At 62.7% G+C, this 16,997-nt stretch carries 13 protein-coding genes; 7 read left to right on the forward strand and 6 right to left on the reverse strand.

Annotation, left to right across the window (positions count from 1 at the left end):
• Positions 1-2 precede the first annotated feature (2 nt).
• On the forward strand, positions 3-3,098 hold the full coding sequence (locus J3P79_RS14770) for a multidrug efflux RND transporter permease subunit (protein ID WP_434603614.1): 3,096 nt from the start codon (positions 3-5) through the stop codon (positions 3,096-3,098).
• A gap of 10 nt (positions 3,099-3,108) precedes the next feature.
• On the opposite strand, the gene J3P79_RS14775 is transcribed toward J3P79_RS14770, so the two are convergent.
• The 5 genes from J3P79_RS14775 to J3P79_RS14795 form a co-directional block, all read right to left on the reverse strand.
• On the reverse strand, positions 3,109-4,011 hold the full coding sequence (locus tag J3P79_RS14775; protein ID WP_434603616.1) for a hypothetical protein: 903 nt from the start codon (positions 4,009-4,011) through the stop codon (positions 3,109-3,111).
• 200 nt (positions 4,012-4,211) lie between these two features.
• Positions 4,212-5,060: an ureidoglycolate lyase gene (locus J3P79_RS14780; RefSeq protein ID WP_434603618.1), complete on the reverse strand. Its 849-nt coding sequence runs from the start codon at positions 5,058-5,060 to the stop codon at positions 4,212-4,214.
• 25 nt (positions 5,061-5,085) lie between these two features.
• Positions 5,086-5,826 carry an SDR family oxidoreductase gene (locus J3P79_RS14785; RefSeq protein WP_434603620.1) on the reverse strand — a complete coding sequence of 247 codons (741 nt, stop codon included), beginning with the start codon at positions 5,824-5,826 and terminating at the stop codon, positions 5,086-5,088.
• Entirely contained in the window at positions 5,823-7,205 is a 1,383-nt protein-coding gene (locus tag J3P79_RS14790; protein ID WP_434603622.1) for an MFS transporter, read from the reverse strand. The genes J3P79_RS14785 and J3P79_RS14790 overlap by 4 nt, the downstream gene beginning before the upstream one ends.
• Positions 7,206-7,421: 216 nt before the next feature.
• Positions 7,422-8,360: a LysR family transcriptional regulator gene (locus tag J3P79_RS14795; protein ID WP_434603624.1), complete on the reverse strand. Its 939-nt coding sequence runs from the start codon at positions 8,358-8,360 to the stop codon at positions 7,422-7,424.
• A 114-nt stretch (positions 8,361-8,474) separates the two neighbouring features.
• On the opposite strand from J3P79_RS14795, the gene J3P79_RS14800 reads away from it, so the two are divergent.
• Both J3P79_RS14800 and J3P79_RS14805 read left to right on the forward strand, forming a co-directional pair.
• Positions 8,475-9,656 carry a fumarylacetoacetate hydrolase family protein gene (locus J3P79_RS14800; protein ID WP_434603626.1) on the forward strand — a complete coding sequence of 394 codons (1,182 nt, stop codon included), beginning with the start codon at positions 8,475-8,477 and terminating at the stop codon, positions 9,654-9,656.
• A 46-nt stretch (positions 9,657-9,702) separates the two neighbouring features.
• Entirely contained in the window at positions 9,703-11,487 is a 1,785-nt protein-coding gene (locus tag J3P79_RS14805; RefSeq protein WP_434603628.1) for an IlvD/Edd family dehydratase, read from the forward strand.
• Between the two features lie 60 nt (positions 11,488-11,547).
• Here J3P79_RS14805 and J3P79_RS14810 read toward each other — a convergent pair whose 3' ends face one another.
• Positions 11,548-13,284, reverse strand: a complete 1,737-nt coding sequence (locus J3P79_RS14810; RefSeq protein ID WP_434603630.1) for an OPT family oligopeptide transporter — start codon at positions 13,282-13,284, stop codon at positions 11,548-11,550.
• Positions 13,285-13,511: 227 nt separating this feature from the next.
• On the opposite strand from J3P79_RS14810, the gene J3P79_RS14815 reads away from it, so the two are divergent.
• From J3P79_RS14815 to J3P79_RS14830, 4 genes are all read left to right on the forward strand, one after another.
• Positions 13,512-14,282: a substrate-binding periplasmic protein gene (locus tag J3P79_RS14815; protein WP_434603632.1), complete on the forward strand. Its 771-nt coding sequence runs from the start codon at positions 13,512-13,514 to the stop codon at positions 14,280-14,282.
• 1 nt (position 14,283) lies between these two features.
• The gene (locus J3P79_RS14820; protein ID WP_434611485.1) at positions 14,284-15,624 is read left to right on the forward strand and encodes a GGDEF domain-containing protein; all 1,341 of its coding nucleotides are present in this window, start codon (positions 14,284-14,286) and stop codon (positions 15,622-15,624) included.
• A 24-nt stretch (positions 15,625-15,648) separates the two neighbouring features.
• Entirely contained in the window at positions 15,649-16,383 is a 735-nt protein-coding gene (locus J3P79_RS14825; RefSeq protein ID WP_434603634.1) for a substrate-binding periplasmic protein, read from the forward strand.
• An 83-nt stretch (positions 16,384-16,466) separates the two neighbouring features.
• Entirely contained in the window at positions 16,467-16,997 is a 531-nt protein-coding gene (locus tag J3P79_RS14830; protein ID WP_434603636.1) for a cupin domain-containing protein, read from the forward strand.

Genomic DNA, 16,997 nt, shown 5'->3' on the forward strand with positions numbered 1-16,997 from the left:
CCATGCCGCACTTCTTCATCGACCGCCCGGTCTTCGCCTGGGTCGTTGCATTGTTCATCCTGCTGGCCGGGATCCTGGCCATCCCACAACTGCCGGTGGCGCAATACCCGGTCGTGGCCCCGCCGCAGATCGAAATCTACGCGGTGTACCCGGGCGCTTCGGCGCAAACCATCGACGAGAGCGTGGTCAGCCTGATCGAAGAGGAACTCAACGGCGCCGATAACCTGCTGTACTTCGAATCCCAGAGCAGCCTCGGCAGCGCCACGATTACCGCGACATTCCAACCGGGCACAAATCCGGAATTGGCCCAGGTCGATGTGCAGAACCGCCTCAAGGCGGTGGAGTCGCGCCTGCCGCAAGCGGTAACCCAGCAGGGCTTGCAGGTGGACAAGGTTTCCGCCGGCTTCCTGTTGTTGATCACCCTCACCTCCAGCGACGGCAAGCTCGACGACGTGGCGCTCAGCGATTACCTGGCGCGCAACGTGATGAACGAGATCAAGCGCCTGGACGGCGTTGGCAAGGCCCAGTTGTACGGCGCCGAACGGGCCATGCGGATCTGGATCGATCCGCGCAAGCTGGTGGGTTTCAACCTGACCCCGGCGGACGTCAATGCCGCCATCGTCGCGCAGAACGCCCAGGTGTCGGCGGGCAGCCTGGGCGATCTGCCGAGCCGCAGTACCCAGGAGATCACCGCAACCATCGTCGTCAAGGGCCAGCTCTCGACCCCGCAGGAATTCGCTGACATCGTGCTCAAGGCCAACCCCGACGGTTCGACGGTGCGCATCGCCGATGTCGCGCGGGTGGAAATCGGCAGCCAGGAATACCAGTTCTCCACGCGCCTGAACGGCAAGCCGTCCACCGCCGTCGCGGTGCAGCTGTCGCCCGGGGCCAATGCGTTGAACACCGCAACCCTGGTGCGAGCGAAGATGGATGAGCTGTCGCGCTACTTCCCGGCCGGCGTGGAATACAAGATTCCCTACGACACGTCGCCTTTCGTCAAAGTCTCGATCACCAAAGTGGTCTACACCCTAGGCGAGGCGATGCTGCTGGTGTTCGCGGTGATGTTCCTGTTCCTGCAGAACATCCGCTACACCCTGATCCCCACGCTGGTGGTGCCGGTGGCGCTGATGGGCACCTTCGCGACGATGCTCGCCCTGGGTTTCTCGATCAACGTCTTGACCATGTTCGGCATGGTACTGGCCATCGGCATCCTGGTGGACGATGCCATCGTGGTGGTGGAAAACGTCGAGCGGATCATGGCCCAGGAAGGCCTGTCGCCCAAGGAAGCGACGCGCAAGGCCATGGGCCAGATCACCGGGGCGATCATCGGCATCACGCTGGTGCTGGTGGCGGTGTTTATCCCAATGGCGTTCATGCAGGGTTCGGTGGGGGTTATCTACCAGCAGTTTTCGCTGTCGATGGCAACGTCGATCCTGTTCTCGGCGTTTCTCGCCCTGACCTTGACCCCAGCGCTGTGCGCGACCTTGCTCAAGCCGATCGCTCAAGGTGATCACCACGGCAAAAACGGTTTCTTCGGTTGGTTCAACCGTGGCTTCGACCGTTTCGGCGACCGCTATCAAGGATGGGTGGCTTATGCGGTGAAACGCAGCGGCCGTTATCTGTTGATCTACGGTGTGCTGTTGGTGGGCATGGGCCTGCTGTTCACTCGCCTGCCCTCCTCGTTCCTCCCGGTGGAAGACCAGGGCTACACCATCACCGACATCCAGCTGCCACCGGGTGCGAGCAAAAACCGGACGGTGCAGGTGGTGGAGCAGATCGAAGCCCACAACGCCGGCGAGCCTGGCGTTGGCGACAGCACGGTAATCCTCGGCTTCAGTTTCTCCGGCAGCGGACAGAACGCGGCACTGGCGTTCACCACGCTGAAGGATTGGTCGCAACGCGGTGGCGATGATTCAGCGGCGTCCATTGCCGAACGCGCCAACCAGGCATTCGGTGCGATCAAGGACGCCATGGTGTTCTCGGTGCTGCCGCCGCCAGTGGATGGCCTGGGCACTTCCAGCGGTTTCGAGTTCCGCTTGCAGGACCGCGGTGGCCTCGGCCACGCCACATTGATGCAGGCCCGCAGCGAACTGCTCGCCGCCGCCGAAAAAAGCCCGATGCTGATGAATGTGCGCGAAAGTGCCCTGGCGGAAGCGCCGCAGGTGCAACTGGAGGTGGATCGCAAACAGGCCAATGCCTTGGGTATTTCCTTCGCCGATGTCGGCGGCGTGCTGTCCACCGCGGTGGGGTCGGCCTACATCAACGACTTCCCGAACCAGGGGCGCATGCAGCGCGTGGTGGTCCAGGCCGAAGGCGACCAGCGCAGCCAGGTCGAGGATCTGCTGAAGATCCACGTGCGCAACAGCAGCGGAAAGATGGTGCCGTTGTCGGCGTTCGTCCAGGCGCGCTGGACCCAAGGGCCGGCGCAACTGACCCGCTACAACGGCTACCCGGCGGTGAGCATTTCCGGCGAACCGGCCCCGGGCTACAGCACCGGACAAGCCATGGCCGAAATCGAACGGCTGGTCGCCCAGGGTCCCAAGGGTATGGGACAGGAATGGACCGGCCTGTCATTGCAGGAGCGTTTGTCCGGCAGCCAGGCGCCAATCCTGCTGGGGCTGTCCTTGCTGGTGGTGTTCCTGTGCCTGGCCGCGCTGTACGAGAGTTGGTCGATCCCGACTTCGGTATTGCTGGTGGTCCCGCTGGGCGTGCTCGGTGCGGTACTGGCGGTGTCATTGCGCGGCATGCCCAACGACGTGTTCTTCAAGATCGGCCTGATCACCATCATTGGCCTGTCGGCAAAAAACGCGATCCTGATCATCGAATTCGCCAAGAGCCTGTACGACGAAGGTCATGACCTGATCGACGCCACGCTCCAGGCCGCCCGCCTGCGCCTGCGGCCAATCATCATGACCTCGTTGGCGTTCATCCTGGGCGTGGTTCCGCTGGCGATTGCCACGGGGGCCAGCTCGGCGAGCCAGCAGGCCATTGGCACGGGCGTGATCGGCGGGATGATCAGCGCCACCCTGGCGGTGGTGTTTGTCCCGGTTTTTTTCGTGGTGGTGATGAAGCGCGTCACGCGTCGCAAATCCGACTGAGGTTGGCGCGCTACTTGCCCCGTTGCACTGGTTGCGGCCCGGCGCTGGCCAGAACCTTGTCCACCAGTCGCTGCACCCAACCGGCGTCCCGGTCGTTGATCACGGCGTAACGGTCCGGCAGGAAAAAGCCCCAGCAATGGGATGCTTCGGCGAGGCGGCTGGACTCATCGGGGGACATCCAATACGAGGTTTCCGTCAACGGCAAAGGCGCACCGTCAAAACGCTGGCCCAGCTTCAGCTGGGTCCCAGGGGCAAAGGCAATTGCCAATTGCTGCAGGGGCTTCATCCGCTGGTCGGGCGCAGGCATTCGCCTGGCCTGTCCATGGCGGAAGACGCCGGGAAACTCCTCCGTGAGCACCAGCCAGTGCCCGGCCGAGGTCATGGCCAGGATCCATTGCGACACGCCGCAGCTTTGCACGCGCACCAGCTTGTCGTCTTGCCAGAGCGTGAGGCTGAGGGCCTCGGGATTATCATCGCAGGACCACAGGCTGATGCCCGAGACCAGCGTATGACGCTCAAGCTCGACCCCCCCTTCATCCGGCATCGAGTGCCAGTAGCGCTTGGTCGGGTCGCGTGAATCGCGCCAGTAATTGGACGAGGCCCAACCGGTGATGAAAAGCACAGTCGCCAGCACCTGCCAGCCCCAGGATCCATCGATGATCCGGTCGACATCCAGGCCGGGAACGAACCATTTCTCGACGAGGCCCAGGCCAATCACGAACGCCAGGCTTGGCAGCATCAGGCCAACGCTCACCGGCGCCGCCAGCACCATGACCCAGCTGAAGCGGTGCATCGATGCACGCTCGCGCGCCCTGGCCAGTTCCTCTGGGAGCATCGGTGATTGCTCGCGTGGAGGGATGCTGGGATCCGGGGTTTGAAAACGGAAAAACCGTGCGTGGGAGTCGTCGCTCATGGATCGAATCGTTCTCTCGAATCAGGCGTGCATCTTCGAGGATTTTTCGTGGCGAGGACAGTGCAGATATCTTCGGTGGCTGGACTACCGCTTTCGTCGGATCGCCGCCCGGAGCAGACTCGCTCCCACAGGAGATCGCTGGTGTGCAGACGACCGTGTGGGAGCGAGCTTGCTCGCGATAGCGGCAGCGAAACCAGCGATCAGTCCGCCTGCACGGTCACCTGACGCTGCTCACCCAATCCTGCAATCCCGAGGCGCATGGTCTGCCCCGGGCGCAGGAACACCGGGTTGGGCTTGATGCCCAGCCCAACGCCCGGTGGCGTGCCGGTAGATATCACGTCGCCGGGTTGCAGGCTCATGCAGCGGCTAAGGTAGGCGATCAATTGCGGCACGCTGAAGATCAGCGTCCGGGTGTTACCGTCCTGATAGCGATGCCCATCGACTTCCAGCCATAGGTCCAGCGCATGTGGGTCGGGGATTTCATCCTTGGTCACCAGCCACGGGCCAAGGGGGCCGAAGGTGTCGAAGCCTTTGCCTTTGTCCCAGGTGCCGCCGCGTTCGAGCTGCCACTCGCGCTCCGATACGTCATTGATGACGCAATAACCGGCGACATGTTCCAGGGCGTTCGCTTCGTCGATGTAGCGCCCGCCCTTGCCGATAACCACGCCCAGCTCGACTTCCCAATCGGTCTTGAGCGAGCCGCGGGGAATCTGGATATCGTCATTCGGCCCGCAGATGGCGCTGGTCCATTTGTTGAAGATGATCGGTTCCTTAGGCACCTCCATGGTCGACTCGGCGGCATGGTCGGCGTAGTTCAGGCCGATGCAGATGAACTTGCCGACTTGCCCGACGCACGGACCGATCCGCGGCTGGCCAGCCACGACCGGCAGGCTGCGCGGGTCGATGGCGGCGAGTTTTGCCAGGCCTTCCGGCCCAATGACGTTTGCGGCGATGTCCGGCACGTGGCCCGACAGGTCGCGGATCTGATGGTCGTCATCCAGCAGCCCGGGTTTTTCCGAGCCTTTTTCGCCGTAACGCAACAGTTTCATGAAGTGCTCCTGTTCAAGTGAAAACTCAAAGGCTCATGCCGCCATCAATCACGTGCACCGCCCCCGTGGTATAGCCGGACGCGTCACTGCCCAGGTAGAGCGCCAGTTGCGCGATTTCTTCGGCATTGCCGATGCGCCCCATGGGCTGGCGGTCGAGAAACTGTCGGTAGACCTGTTGTTCATCGACCCCCTGCTGCGCGGCCTGATCGGCGATGCGCTGACGCAGCGATGGAGAATCCACGGTGCCGGGGCAGATCGCGTTGCAACGGATGCCCTGGCTGACGAAGTCGATGGCGACGGATTTGGTCAGCCCCACCACCGCCGCCTTGCTGGCAGCGTAGGCGAAACGATTGGGCACGCCTTTGACACTGGAAGCCACCGACGACATGTTGATGATCGATCCGCCGCCACGGGCCAACATCCCCGGCAGGAAAGCGCGGATCATCCGGTACATGGCGGTGACATTCAGGTCCATCGAACGCGCCCAGGCCGCTTCGTCACAGTCGAGGATGGTGCCGCTGTGCACATAGCCGGCGCAATTGAACAACACGTCCAGCTCGCCGATCCGATCTCGGACAGCTTCGATAGCGCTGGCCGAGGTGACGTCTAGCGTAATGACAGTCACCCCTTCGATACGCGCCAGTGCGCGTGTGTCGATGTCACTGGCGAACACCTCGGCGCCGGCCTGGGCGAAGGCCAGCGCGCTGGCGAGGCCGATGCCCTGTCCGGCCGCTGTCACCAGCACCCGCTTGTTCTTCAGGCTCATGCCGTCTCCAATTGCGCTGCCGGGGCCGCGCTCTTTGGTGCCCGGCCAAGCATCGAGGCCGGGATGGCCAGGATCAACCCGCCGCTGACCAACAGGCACAGCGCCAGGACGTACGTACCGTTATTGATATTGCCCGTAAGCGTCTCGGCCACGGCGGTGATCATCGATCCGGTGAAGCCCGACAGGTTGCCGATGGCGTTGATCATGCCGATCCCGGCAGCGGCCGCGACGCCCGACAACACAGTGCCGGGTAACGTCCAGAAGATCGGCATCAGGCTGAGGATCCCCGAGGCAGAGACGCTGAGGAACAGCACCGACAGCACCAGGTTATCGGCGAAGAACGCACTGAGGATCAGCCCGACGCCACCAATGAAGGCCGGGATAGCCGCGTGCAGGCGTCGCTCGCCAGTGCGGTTGGAATGCCGGGCGTTGAGCAGCATCGCCACCACTGCCACCGAGTAAGGAATGGCGGTGAGCAAACCAATGTGCAGGCTGTTGGTGATGCCGGTGCTCTTGATGATCGACGGCATCCAGAAGGCCAGGCCGTAGAAACCGGTGTTGAAGGTCAGCAAGATCAGCACCAGCAACCACACCCGCGGATTGAAAAACACCTCGCTCAAGCGCGACGCCTTGCCCTGGTTGTCGGTTTGCAGGTTGGCCTTGAGCATGGCTTTTTCCGCCGCCGAAAGCCACTTGGCCTTGTCGATGTTGTCGGCCAGGCAAACGATCACGACGAAAGCCATGATGATCGAAGGAACGCCCTCGATGATCAGCATCCATTGCCAGCCGGACAGGCCCTGCACGCCTTGCATACTGTTCATCAGCCAGCCGGACAGGATCCCGCCGAGGGTCAGGCTGACCGGCAAGGCCAACAGGAATCCGGACATCACCCGGCTCTGTCGGTGGGTCGGAAACCAGTAGTTGAGGTAGAGGATCACGCCAGGAAAAAAGCCCGCTTCGCAGATGCCCAGCAGGAAACGCAGCACGTAGAACATCGTGCTCGATTCGATGTGGAAGAACGCCGCCAGCGGCACGGTGTAGGCCACCGCCATGGAAATCACCGCCCAACTGAGCATGATCCGGGCGATCCAGAACCGCGCGCCGAAGCGATGCAGCAACAGGTTGCTGGGGACTTCGAAAAGGAAATAGCCCCAGAAAAACATACTGGCGCCCAAGGCGTACACGGTGTTGCTGAATTGCAACTCGTTGAGCATGTCGAGCTTGGCGAAACCAATGTTCACCCTATCAAGGTACGCCGCCATGTAGCACAACAGCAGGACCGGCAGGATTCGCCAGATCACCTTGCGATAGGTCCGGTCCTCGAAATCGAGTTCGCCGGCTTGCGCCTGGGCGGGCAAATGCTCGGAGATGGTTTGCATGAGGTAACCCCTGATTGTTTTTATTGGGTCACGTCGAATGAGCGAGTCATCCGGCGATTGAACGAGGACTCTACTGTCGGGAAGCGATTCTTTCCCAATGGCATTTTTGGATTAGTTGATAACGGGGTGTTATCAGAGACCTAGAAATTGGCACGAGGAATGTAAGTCAAACTACATAACCTGTGGCGAGGGGATTTATCCCCTCGCCACGGGAGTTCAACGACTCAGCCGGGCGTTGTCCTTGAGGATCTCGGCAAACTCCAGCGCCACGCCCACCAGCGGCTCATCCTTGCGGGTGAGGATGCCGTAGTCCTGCGGGACCAAGTGCAGCGGTGTATCGAGAGTCCTGAGCTGGCCGCTTTCGAGCAGCGGGTCGACCATCGCATTGGGCAGCATGCCGATCATGGGCCCGCGTTGCAGGACCTGGAGGAAGGTCTGCATCGAAATCGTATCGATGGTGTTGCGCGGCATGCCCACCCCGGCCTCGGCGAAGGCCAGTTCCATGCGCGCGCGAATCGGTGTGCCGACCGGATACAAAATCCACGGCAGGTCAACGAGCTGCTGCAAGGAGGTCGGCCCGGCATTCGCCAGCGGATGGCGATCATTGACCACGATGCAGAACGGTTCGGGGGCCAGGGGTTGGAAGTCGTAGCGCTGCTGCTGGCTTTGATCGGTGAAACGCGCCACCGCCAGGTCGAGTTTCTTTTCTTCCAGCATCTTCATCAAATGGTTACTGGTCTGCTCCACCACCTCGATGGACAGCAACGGCCAGCGCTGCTTGATCTGCAGGATCGCCTCGGGCAACGCAACGGCCGTCGCGGCGAAGATACCGCCGACCTTGAGGTAGCCGTGGCCGCCCTCTCGCAGGCTGCTGATCTGCTCGACGAACGAACGCGCGTCATTCAGGGCGATTTGCGCGTAGCGCAGCACGTGCTCGCCCAGGGCGGTGGGCGGCATGCTGCGCGGGCGGCGCTCGAACAAGGCAAAGCCGAGCAGGCTTTCGATTTCCTTGAGCATCTTGCTCACGGCCGGCTGGCTGAGATTCATCTGCTCGGCCGCCAAGTGCATGTTGCAAGTGCGTCCCAGGGTGTCGATCAGCAACAAATGGCGAAATTTGAGCCAGCCGCAAAAGCTGGAGAAGGACAGATCTGACATGGACGTTCCTCGACGGCGCAATAACCAGGCGTTATCAGATACTGAATATATCTCATTGGAGTTCATCGACAACGCGCCCTAGCGTGAAGGCTTTACGAACCAGGAAGCCTGTCCATGTCGCTATTGCTTACCCCCGAGAACACCCTGCCGGTCGATGGCGTGGCCGGCACATTGATTGGTCGCGCCTGGGTCCCGGGGCGGATCGCCGGGCCTTCGCCGATCGTGCTGCGCAGCGACGGCGTGTTCGACCTCTCGGATCAATTCGCGACCTTGAGCGATCTGTTGGAAACACCCTCGCCCTTGGCGGCAGTAAGCGAGACACCGGGTAGCTTCATCGCCAGTGTCGAAGACCTCCTGGCCAACACCGGCCCCCACGCCGACCCGTCCAAGCCGTTCCTGTTGCCACCGCTGGATCTGCAAGTGATCAAGGCCGCCGGCGTGACCTTCGCGGCAAGCATGATCGAGCGGGTGATCGAGGAACAGGCCGGCGGCGACGCGGCCCGGGCCGACGCCGTGCGCGCCACGGTCCACGGTGTGATCGGCGACAATCTGCGCTCTATCGTGCCGGGCTCCGAGCAAGCCATGCGCCTCAAGGCGTATCTCATCGAGCAAGGCATGTGGTCGCAATACCTGGAAGTCGGCATCGGCCCGGACGCGGAAATCTTCACCAAGGCGCCGGTCCTGGCCGCCGTGGGCAGCGGCAGCCGGATCGGCATTCACCCGGCCTCGCAATGGAACAACCCGGAACCCGAAGTCGTGCTGGCGGTGGACAGCCGTGGCCGGATTCACGGCGCGACCCTGGGCAACGACGTCAACCTGCGAGACATCGAGGGCCGCAGCGCGCTGTTGCTGAGCAAGGCCAAGGACAATAATGCGTCGTGTGCCATCGGGCCGTTCATTCGCCTGTTCGATGAACACTTCAGCCTGGACGACGTGCGTGCCTGCGAAGTCGACCTGCTCGTAGAAGGCGAAGACGGCTATCGCCTGCACGGCTGCAGTTCCATGAGCCAGATCAGCCGCGACCCACTAGACCTGGCGAACCAGACCCTTAACGCCAACCACCAATACCCGGATGGTTTCCTGTTGTTTCTCGGTACGCTGTTCGCCCCCACCGAGGACCGTGATCATGCCGGCAGCGGTTTCACCCACAAGCTGGGTGACCGGGTCAGCATCAGCAGCCCGCTTTTGGGCAGCCTGCATAACCAGGTGACCCACAGCTGCGATGCCGCGCCGTGGACCTTCGGTGTTGGCGCCCTACTGCGCAATCTTGCCGCACGGGGACTGCTCGACCGCTGAGCCCGACCGATCGTCGATTCATCCAATTACAAGAGAGAAATGAATCATGAGTGACACGCCAAAACGCCGCCTGCGCAGCGAGCAATGGTTCAACGACCCGGCCCACGCGGACATGACCGCGCTGTATGTCGAACGCTACATGAATTACGGAATGACCCGGGAAGAGCTGCAATCGGGACGGCCAATCATTGGTATTGCCCAGACCGGCAGCGACCTGACGCCCTGCAATCGCCATCATCTGGAACTGGCGCAACGAGTCAAGGCCGGTATCCGCGATGCCGGCGGCATCCCCATGGAGTTTCCCGTCCACCCCATCGCTGAACAATCGCGCCGGCCCACCGCGGCGCTGGACCGCAACCTGGCCTACCTGGGGCTGGTGGAAATTCTCCACGGCTATCCCTTGGATGGCGTGGTGCTCACCACCGGTTGCGACAAGACCACCCCCGCCTGCCTGATGGCGGCAGCAACCACCGACCTGCCGTCGATCGTGCTGTCCGGCGGCCCCATGCTCGACGGTCGTCACAAGGGCGAGCTGATCGGCTCCGGCACGGTGCTCTGGCATGCACGCAACCTGATGGCTGCTGGCGAGATCAACTACGAAGGCGTCATGGAAATGACCACGGCAGCCTCGCCCTCCATCGGCCACTGCAACACCATGGGCACCGCCTTGTCGATGAACGCACTGGCCGAGGCCCTGGGCATGTCGCTGCCGGGTTGCGCAAGCATTCCGGCGCCCTATCGCGAGCGCGGGCAGATGGCCTACGCCACCGGCAAGCGCATCTGCGAACTGGTCCGCCAGGACGTGCGCCCGTCCCAGATCATGACCCGCGAGGCGTTCGAGAACGCCATCGCTGTCGCCTCGGCACTCGGCGCATCGAGCAACTGCCCGCCGCACCTGATCGCCATCGCCCGGCACATGGGCGTCGAGTTGAGCCTGGACGACTGGCAACAGATCGGTGAGGACGTGCCGCTGTTGGTCAACTGCATGCCGGCCGGCAAATACCTCGGCGAGGGCTTCCACCGCGCGGGCGGCGTGCCGGCCGTCATGCATGAACTGCAAAAGGCCGGACGCCTGCACGAGGATTGCGCCACGGTCAGCGGCAAGACCATCGGCGAGATCGTCGCCGGCAGCCTGACCTGCGACGCCGACGTCATCCACCCTTTCGAAGCCCCACTCAAGCACCGTGCCGGCTTCATCGTGCTCAGCGGCAACTTTTTCGACAGCGCCATCATGAAGATGTCGGTGGTGGGCGAAGCGTTCCGCAAGACCTACCTGTCCGAACCCGGCGCCGAGAACAGCTTCGAGGCTCGGGCCATCGTGTTCGAAGGGCCGGAGGACTACCACGCGCGCATCGACGACCCGGCCCTGGACATCGACGAGCGCTGCATCCTGGTGATTCGCGGCGCTGGCACCGTCGGCTACCCGGGCAGCGCCGAAGTGGTGAACATGGCCCCACCGGCGGCGCTGATCAAGCGCGGCATCGACTCCCTGCCCTGCCTGGGCGATGGTCGCCAAAGCGGCACCTCGGCCAGCCCATCGATTCTCAACATGTCCCCGGAAGCCGCCGTCGGCGGCGGCCTGGCGCTGCTGCAGACCAACGACCGGCTGAAAGTCGACCTGAACACCCGTACCGTGAACCTGCTGGTGGACGAGGTCGAAATGGAGCGACGCCGCCTGGCCTGGACGCCGAACATCCCGCCTTCACAAACGCCTTGGCAGGAACTGTATCGTCAGTTGGTCGGGCAACTCTCCACCGGCGGCTGCCTGGAACCAGCCACGTTGCACCTGAGGGTGATCGCCCGCAGCGGGGAGCCGCGGCATTCTCATTGACTGATGCCACACCAAAGCGCTTCCGTGGCGAGGGGATAAATCCCCTCGCCACAGGGGCCTTCACAGGTTTTCAAGCATTTCCCACAACGAAGCGCCCACCCCGGTGATGCTCTCCCCGGCAATCAATCCCGCCGCCGCCGTGATGGCGAAGCGTTCGGTCAGGCTCGGCCAGCGGCAGCTCACCAGCCAGGTGAGCACGGCGCCGAGGGCCATCATCAGCGACACCGAGGCCGGCAGGACAAACGCCAGGCCCAAGGCTGCCGTGCTGGGCAAGTAGCGGGCGCGATGGGCCGGTAGCAGGCTGTCGAGGATGCCCAGCAGCAAACCGGCGAAACCACCGATGAAAATTGCCCAGCGAATGCTCGCCGACAACGAGTCCAGGCCATGGGTCAGGGTTTGCGCCACGGCCTTCCAAGTGGCGACCGCCGGGGCCGGCCATTCTTCAGTGAGCAGCATCGTTTGCGGGTCAGGAATCAACGCCAGGTAGGCGAGCACGCCGACGATACTGCCGATGAAAATCCCCAGCGTCTGGGCCAACAACTGCTTGCGGGGCGTGGCACCGATTGCTCGACCGACCTTGAAATCGTTCATCAAATCCGTGCATTGCCCGGCTGAACCACCGGCGGTATTGGCGCTCATCAGATTGATCGGCACCTGCCCCGGCGCGACGATGCCGAAGCTCAACTGGGACAACTGCCCGATGGCGCCAATGGGCGGAATGCCCGTGGCGCCGACCACCCGGGCGGCCACGGCCGCCAGGCAGATGGCCAAGGGAATAGTCAGCAACGCCATCCACGGATTGATGCCAAACAACACCGCTTGCAGGCTGACCACCAAGACGATTGCCAGCAGAAATCCAAGGGCGGGCCCGGCCTTTGGCATCGCCCAGGTCGCCCCACCGCTGGCCTTGGTCGACGTGTGCAGCGACCACAAGCGGATCGCCAGGGAGGCCAGGGTCGCGCAAACCATCAGGCTTACGCCCGGCCACAGCAGCCATTCCACCAGCACGGCAAATTGTGGGCCGCTGCTGCCGGGCGGCAACTGCACCAGGCCGTGTTCAATCAACCATGGCGCCAATCCACCCCAGGCCAGCAGCGCACCGAGCAACAGGGTCAAGCCGACACGGATGCCGATGATGCCACCAAAGCCCACCAGCAACAGCGAAGGGTCGGCGGTGAAGGTCAGCCGCTCCAACTGGGCCGTAGGCGACCAGCGTGGAATGGCCCAGACGAAGGTGTCGACCCACTTCGCCAGTCCGGACAGCAAGGCCGCGCCCAACAATACCTTCAGCCGCGTCGCGGCTTCGTGGCCATGGTTATAGATGTGCAACAGGGTTTCCAGGGTCGCCATGCCCTCGGGAAACCTCAGCGCCTTGTCGTTGAGCAGCGAAGGCCGCAGGTACCAGGCGATCCAGATGCCCAGGAAACTCACTGAAAACACCCAAGCGACCATCGGCACTGCGTCGAGTTGCTGGCCGGTCAACAAGGTGTACGCCGGAATCGGCGCCACCAGCCCGCCGGAAATGATCGATGCCGCAGCCGACGCCACCGTCTGGTTGATGTTGCTCTCGTGTAGCGTCCAGGGCAGCCGCGTGGACGAGCGCTTGGCCAGGCCTTGCCAGATGCCGTAGCCGACCAGCAAGGCAATGATCGACATGTTGAACGACCAGCCGATCTTCAATCCCGCATAGACATTGGAGGGCGTCAGGAGGATACCGAGCACGATCCCGGTGAGCACCGCGCGCGGGCTGAACTCGCGCTCTACTGGGCGTACGTGGGAGGTCGAGGTTTGATCCATGCGAATTCCTTATCGGCAAAAACGGCGCGTTCACCCGAGGCGACGACCTAATAAGTGAGCCTTGTATCCGCGGAAGGTTCACCGGCGCGTCCTGGCGTGCGCGTGATAGAGCGGTTGTCCCGAGATTGCGAACCGATGCTCAAGCACACCCGCGCCCAGCCGATAACCTGAGTGACGACGGCCCTCAGGCCTCGCCAGGCTCTGCTGGCTGCATAGGGTGACGATCGATGGTCTTGCTGCTTAACCGCTTACTGATGTGTAGCGCCCTGATGCTCCTGCTTGCAGGTGGATCGGCGTTGGCCATCGCGGCTGAGCCGCCACTGCGCATCGTCACCGAGGAATTGCCGCCCTACAACATGACGCAGGGCGGACGCGTGACCGGCATGAGCACCGAGGTGGTCGAGGCCGTGCTCAAGGAGATCGGCGTCGAAGCGTCGATCCAGCCGATGCCCTGGGCGCGGGCGTACGAACTGGCGCTCAATGAAAGCAACGTCCTGATCTATTCCATCGTGCGCACCCCTGCGCGTGAATCGCTGTTCCAGTGGATCGGCGCCATCGCCCCGACCCAGTGGTATATCTACTCACTGGCCGAGCGGCCGGTGAAGCTCAACTCCCTGGCCGATGCCCATGGGCACCAGATCGCGACCGTCAACCAGGATGTGGGCGAGCAATTTCTTGTCTCGAAGGGCTTTCGCATCGGCGAAGAACTGCAGTCCAGCACCAAGTACGAACACAATTACCGCAAGCTCAAGGTCGATCACGTTGAGCTGTGGATTTCCAACGAACTCAACGCGCTCTACCTGACCCGCCAGAACGGCGAGGACCCGGAAAAAGTACTGATCCAGTCGCTGGCGCTGCCCGAGCTGAGCAGTGCCGACGGCCTGAACATGGCGTTCAGCCGCAAGACGCCGCCGCAGACCGTTGAAAAATTCCGCGCCGGTCTGGAGGCCATTCGTCGCAACGGCGTCTACGATGCCATCGCGCGCAAGTGGCTGTGAGATGGACGACCACGTCAACCCGCCCTCTCCACGCGCACAGGCCAAGACGCTCAGTTCCCTGGGGCGTCGCCTGGTATTGGCGACCCTGCTGTTCTGCCTGTTCTTCACCGTGGCGATGGTCACCTGGCGCACCTGGCTGGCCTGGGAAAGCAACCTGGCGGAAATGAACTCCGAACTGGGGCTGATCGACCAGGTTTTCCGCGACACCCTGGCCCACGCCATTTGGGAAATGGACCGCGATTCCCTGGACAAACAGCTCGCCAGTGTCGCGAAGGCCGCCCCGGTCGGACGCGTGGTGCTGAATGTCCTGCGACCTGGCCGGTCGCCGGAAATCATCGAACTCAATCGCTACACCACTGGCAACGAGGGAGCCGCACCAGTACTGCAGCGCGAGCTGATTGCGCAACCCTATCTCGGCGCCCATGAAAAAGTCGGCGAGCTGACCATCGAAGGCGACAATCAACTGCTGTGGCAACGCCTGTGGGGCGAAGCGCGCAGTATCGTCATCACCCAGATCATTCAATCGATGCTGCTGGCGGGGCTGGTCATGACCATGTTCAACCGCTTGGTAACCATCCACGTGGTGCACATCGCCCGGCACCTGGGCGAGCTGGCGCCGCAAACGCTCAAGCACCACCTCAAGTTGCAGCGCTCGGTGGATCGCCAGGATGAATTGAGCCTGCTCGAGTCCCAGGTCAACGAGCTGCAGGACAATCTCCACGCCCACCTGGAACGCCAGCGCTCGGATGAACTGGCGATTGCCGCCAGCCGCGATCAGTTGGTCGAGCTGGTCGAGGCGCGCACGGCGGAACTCAAGGCCGCCAACCAGGCCCTTGAAGCCTTGTCCCGCCACGACGCCTTGACGGGCCTGGCCAACCGCCGCCATTTCGACGAGTTGAAAGAAGTCGAGTTTCGCCGCGCCATGCGCCACAAGACCCCGTTGGCGGTGCTTATGTGCGACGTCGATTTCTTCAAGATCTACAACGACACCTACGGCCACATGAACGGCGACCAGTGCCTGCAACAGATTGCCGAAACCCTGCGTGACGTGTTCGGTCGCTCTGGCGAATTGACCGCACGGGTCGGTGGCGAGGAATTTGTCGTCGTGCTGCCCAACATCGACGCTGGGCAGGCGTGCGAAGCCGCGCAACGCTTGCGTGACGCCCTGGCTGAACGCCGACTGCCCCACAGCGGCTCATCGGTCTCCCCCTTCGTCACGCTGAGCATCGGCGTGGCGGAGCTGGACCCCGAGACCATGGATCATTTCGACCAACTGATGCAGCGTGCCGACCAGGCGCTGTACCGGGCCAAGCACCAGGGGCGCAACCGCGTCTCTCTCTGAACCATCGCCGCTGTCGAGGTCTGTATGCGCCACTTTCCGATGCTTTGCTCCTGGGTGTTCCTGGCCTTGATCAGTTTTCCAAGCCAGGCGGACACCATCGAAGTCGTGACCGAGGACTCGTTGTACGCCTATCTGCGCGACGATAAGCTGGCCGGCCCCGGTATCCATATCGCCGCCGAAATCTTGAAGCAGGCCGACCTCGGCGACTCCCACATGGCGTTGTACCCCTGGGCGCGGGCCTATGAAATGGCGTTGCGCGAGCCCAACGTACTGATCTTTCCGCTGGATCGCACCCCGGCCCGTGAACAGCTGTTCAAGTGGGTCGGTGAAATCCATCGCTCCACCAGCCGACTCTACAAGCTGCGTGAAACGGCGCCCATCTCCATCGCCAGCCTCGAAGAAGCCAAGCAGTACAGCATCGGCGTGATACGCAATGACGCCAAGCAGATCTATCTGCAAGATCGTGGCTTCAGCCGACTGGTCGTGTCGGCGAACAATCACGACAACTTTCAGAAACTGTTGAACCGCCAGGTCCAGCTGGTGCCCATGCCGGAGAACACCGCACGCCTGATGAGCCAGGACGCCCAGATGGACTTCAATCTGCTGGAGGAAGTCTACTCGCTGGACGAGCAGCCCCACCGGGTCTACCTGGCCTTCAGCCTGGGCACGCCGGACGAGACCGTCGCCAAGGCCCAACGCGCTTTCGAGCAACTCAAGGCTTCGGGCGAGGTGGAGCGGATCATGAAGGAAAAGCGTTGATCAGGGACGGTGGTCCGCAGCGTTGAACTCTCCCGTCGAAGGCAACGTCTAGGCCATAAGTGCACAGACGTGGAGGTCCTTCGATGAACACGCGCAACGCCGTCCTGGATTCAATCCAGACCCTGTTGCTGGAACGCAACGATTGGGTGCCCAACAACCCGCGCCTGCCGGTAATCATCTACTGTGATGCGGTTGCGACCCAGACCGATGATCTGGCCGCCCGCCTGGAGGAGCTTTTTTTTACCAACGGCTGGCCACCGCAATGGCGCTACGGGATCTACGACTTCCACCACTACCACACCGAAGGCCACGAAGTGCTGGGTGTTACCAGTGGCGAGGCGCGCTTGATGATCGGTGGCCCCGACGGCCAAGTCATCGAGGTCAAGGCTGGCGATGTACTGCTGCTCCCCGCCGGCACCGGGCATTGCAACCTGGGCGCAAGCGATGATTTCCTGGTGGTCGGCGCGTATCCACCCGGCCAGCAGGCCGATATCTGCCGGGAAGCGCCGAGCGAGGCGCAGTTGGCGAACATCGAGGCGTTGCCGTTTCCGGATCGGGATCCGGTGCAGGGAACCGAAGGTGGCGTCACCCGGTATTGGATGGGCCAACGTTGA

The sequence above is a fragment of the Pseudomonas sp. R1-7 genome (genome assembly GCF_051132105.1).
GTDB lineage: Bacteria > Pseudomonadota > Gammaproteobacteria > Pseudomonadales > Pseudomonadaceae > Aquipseudomonas.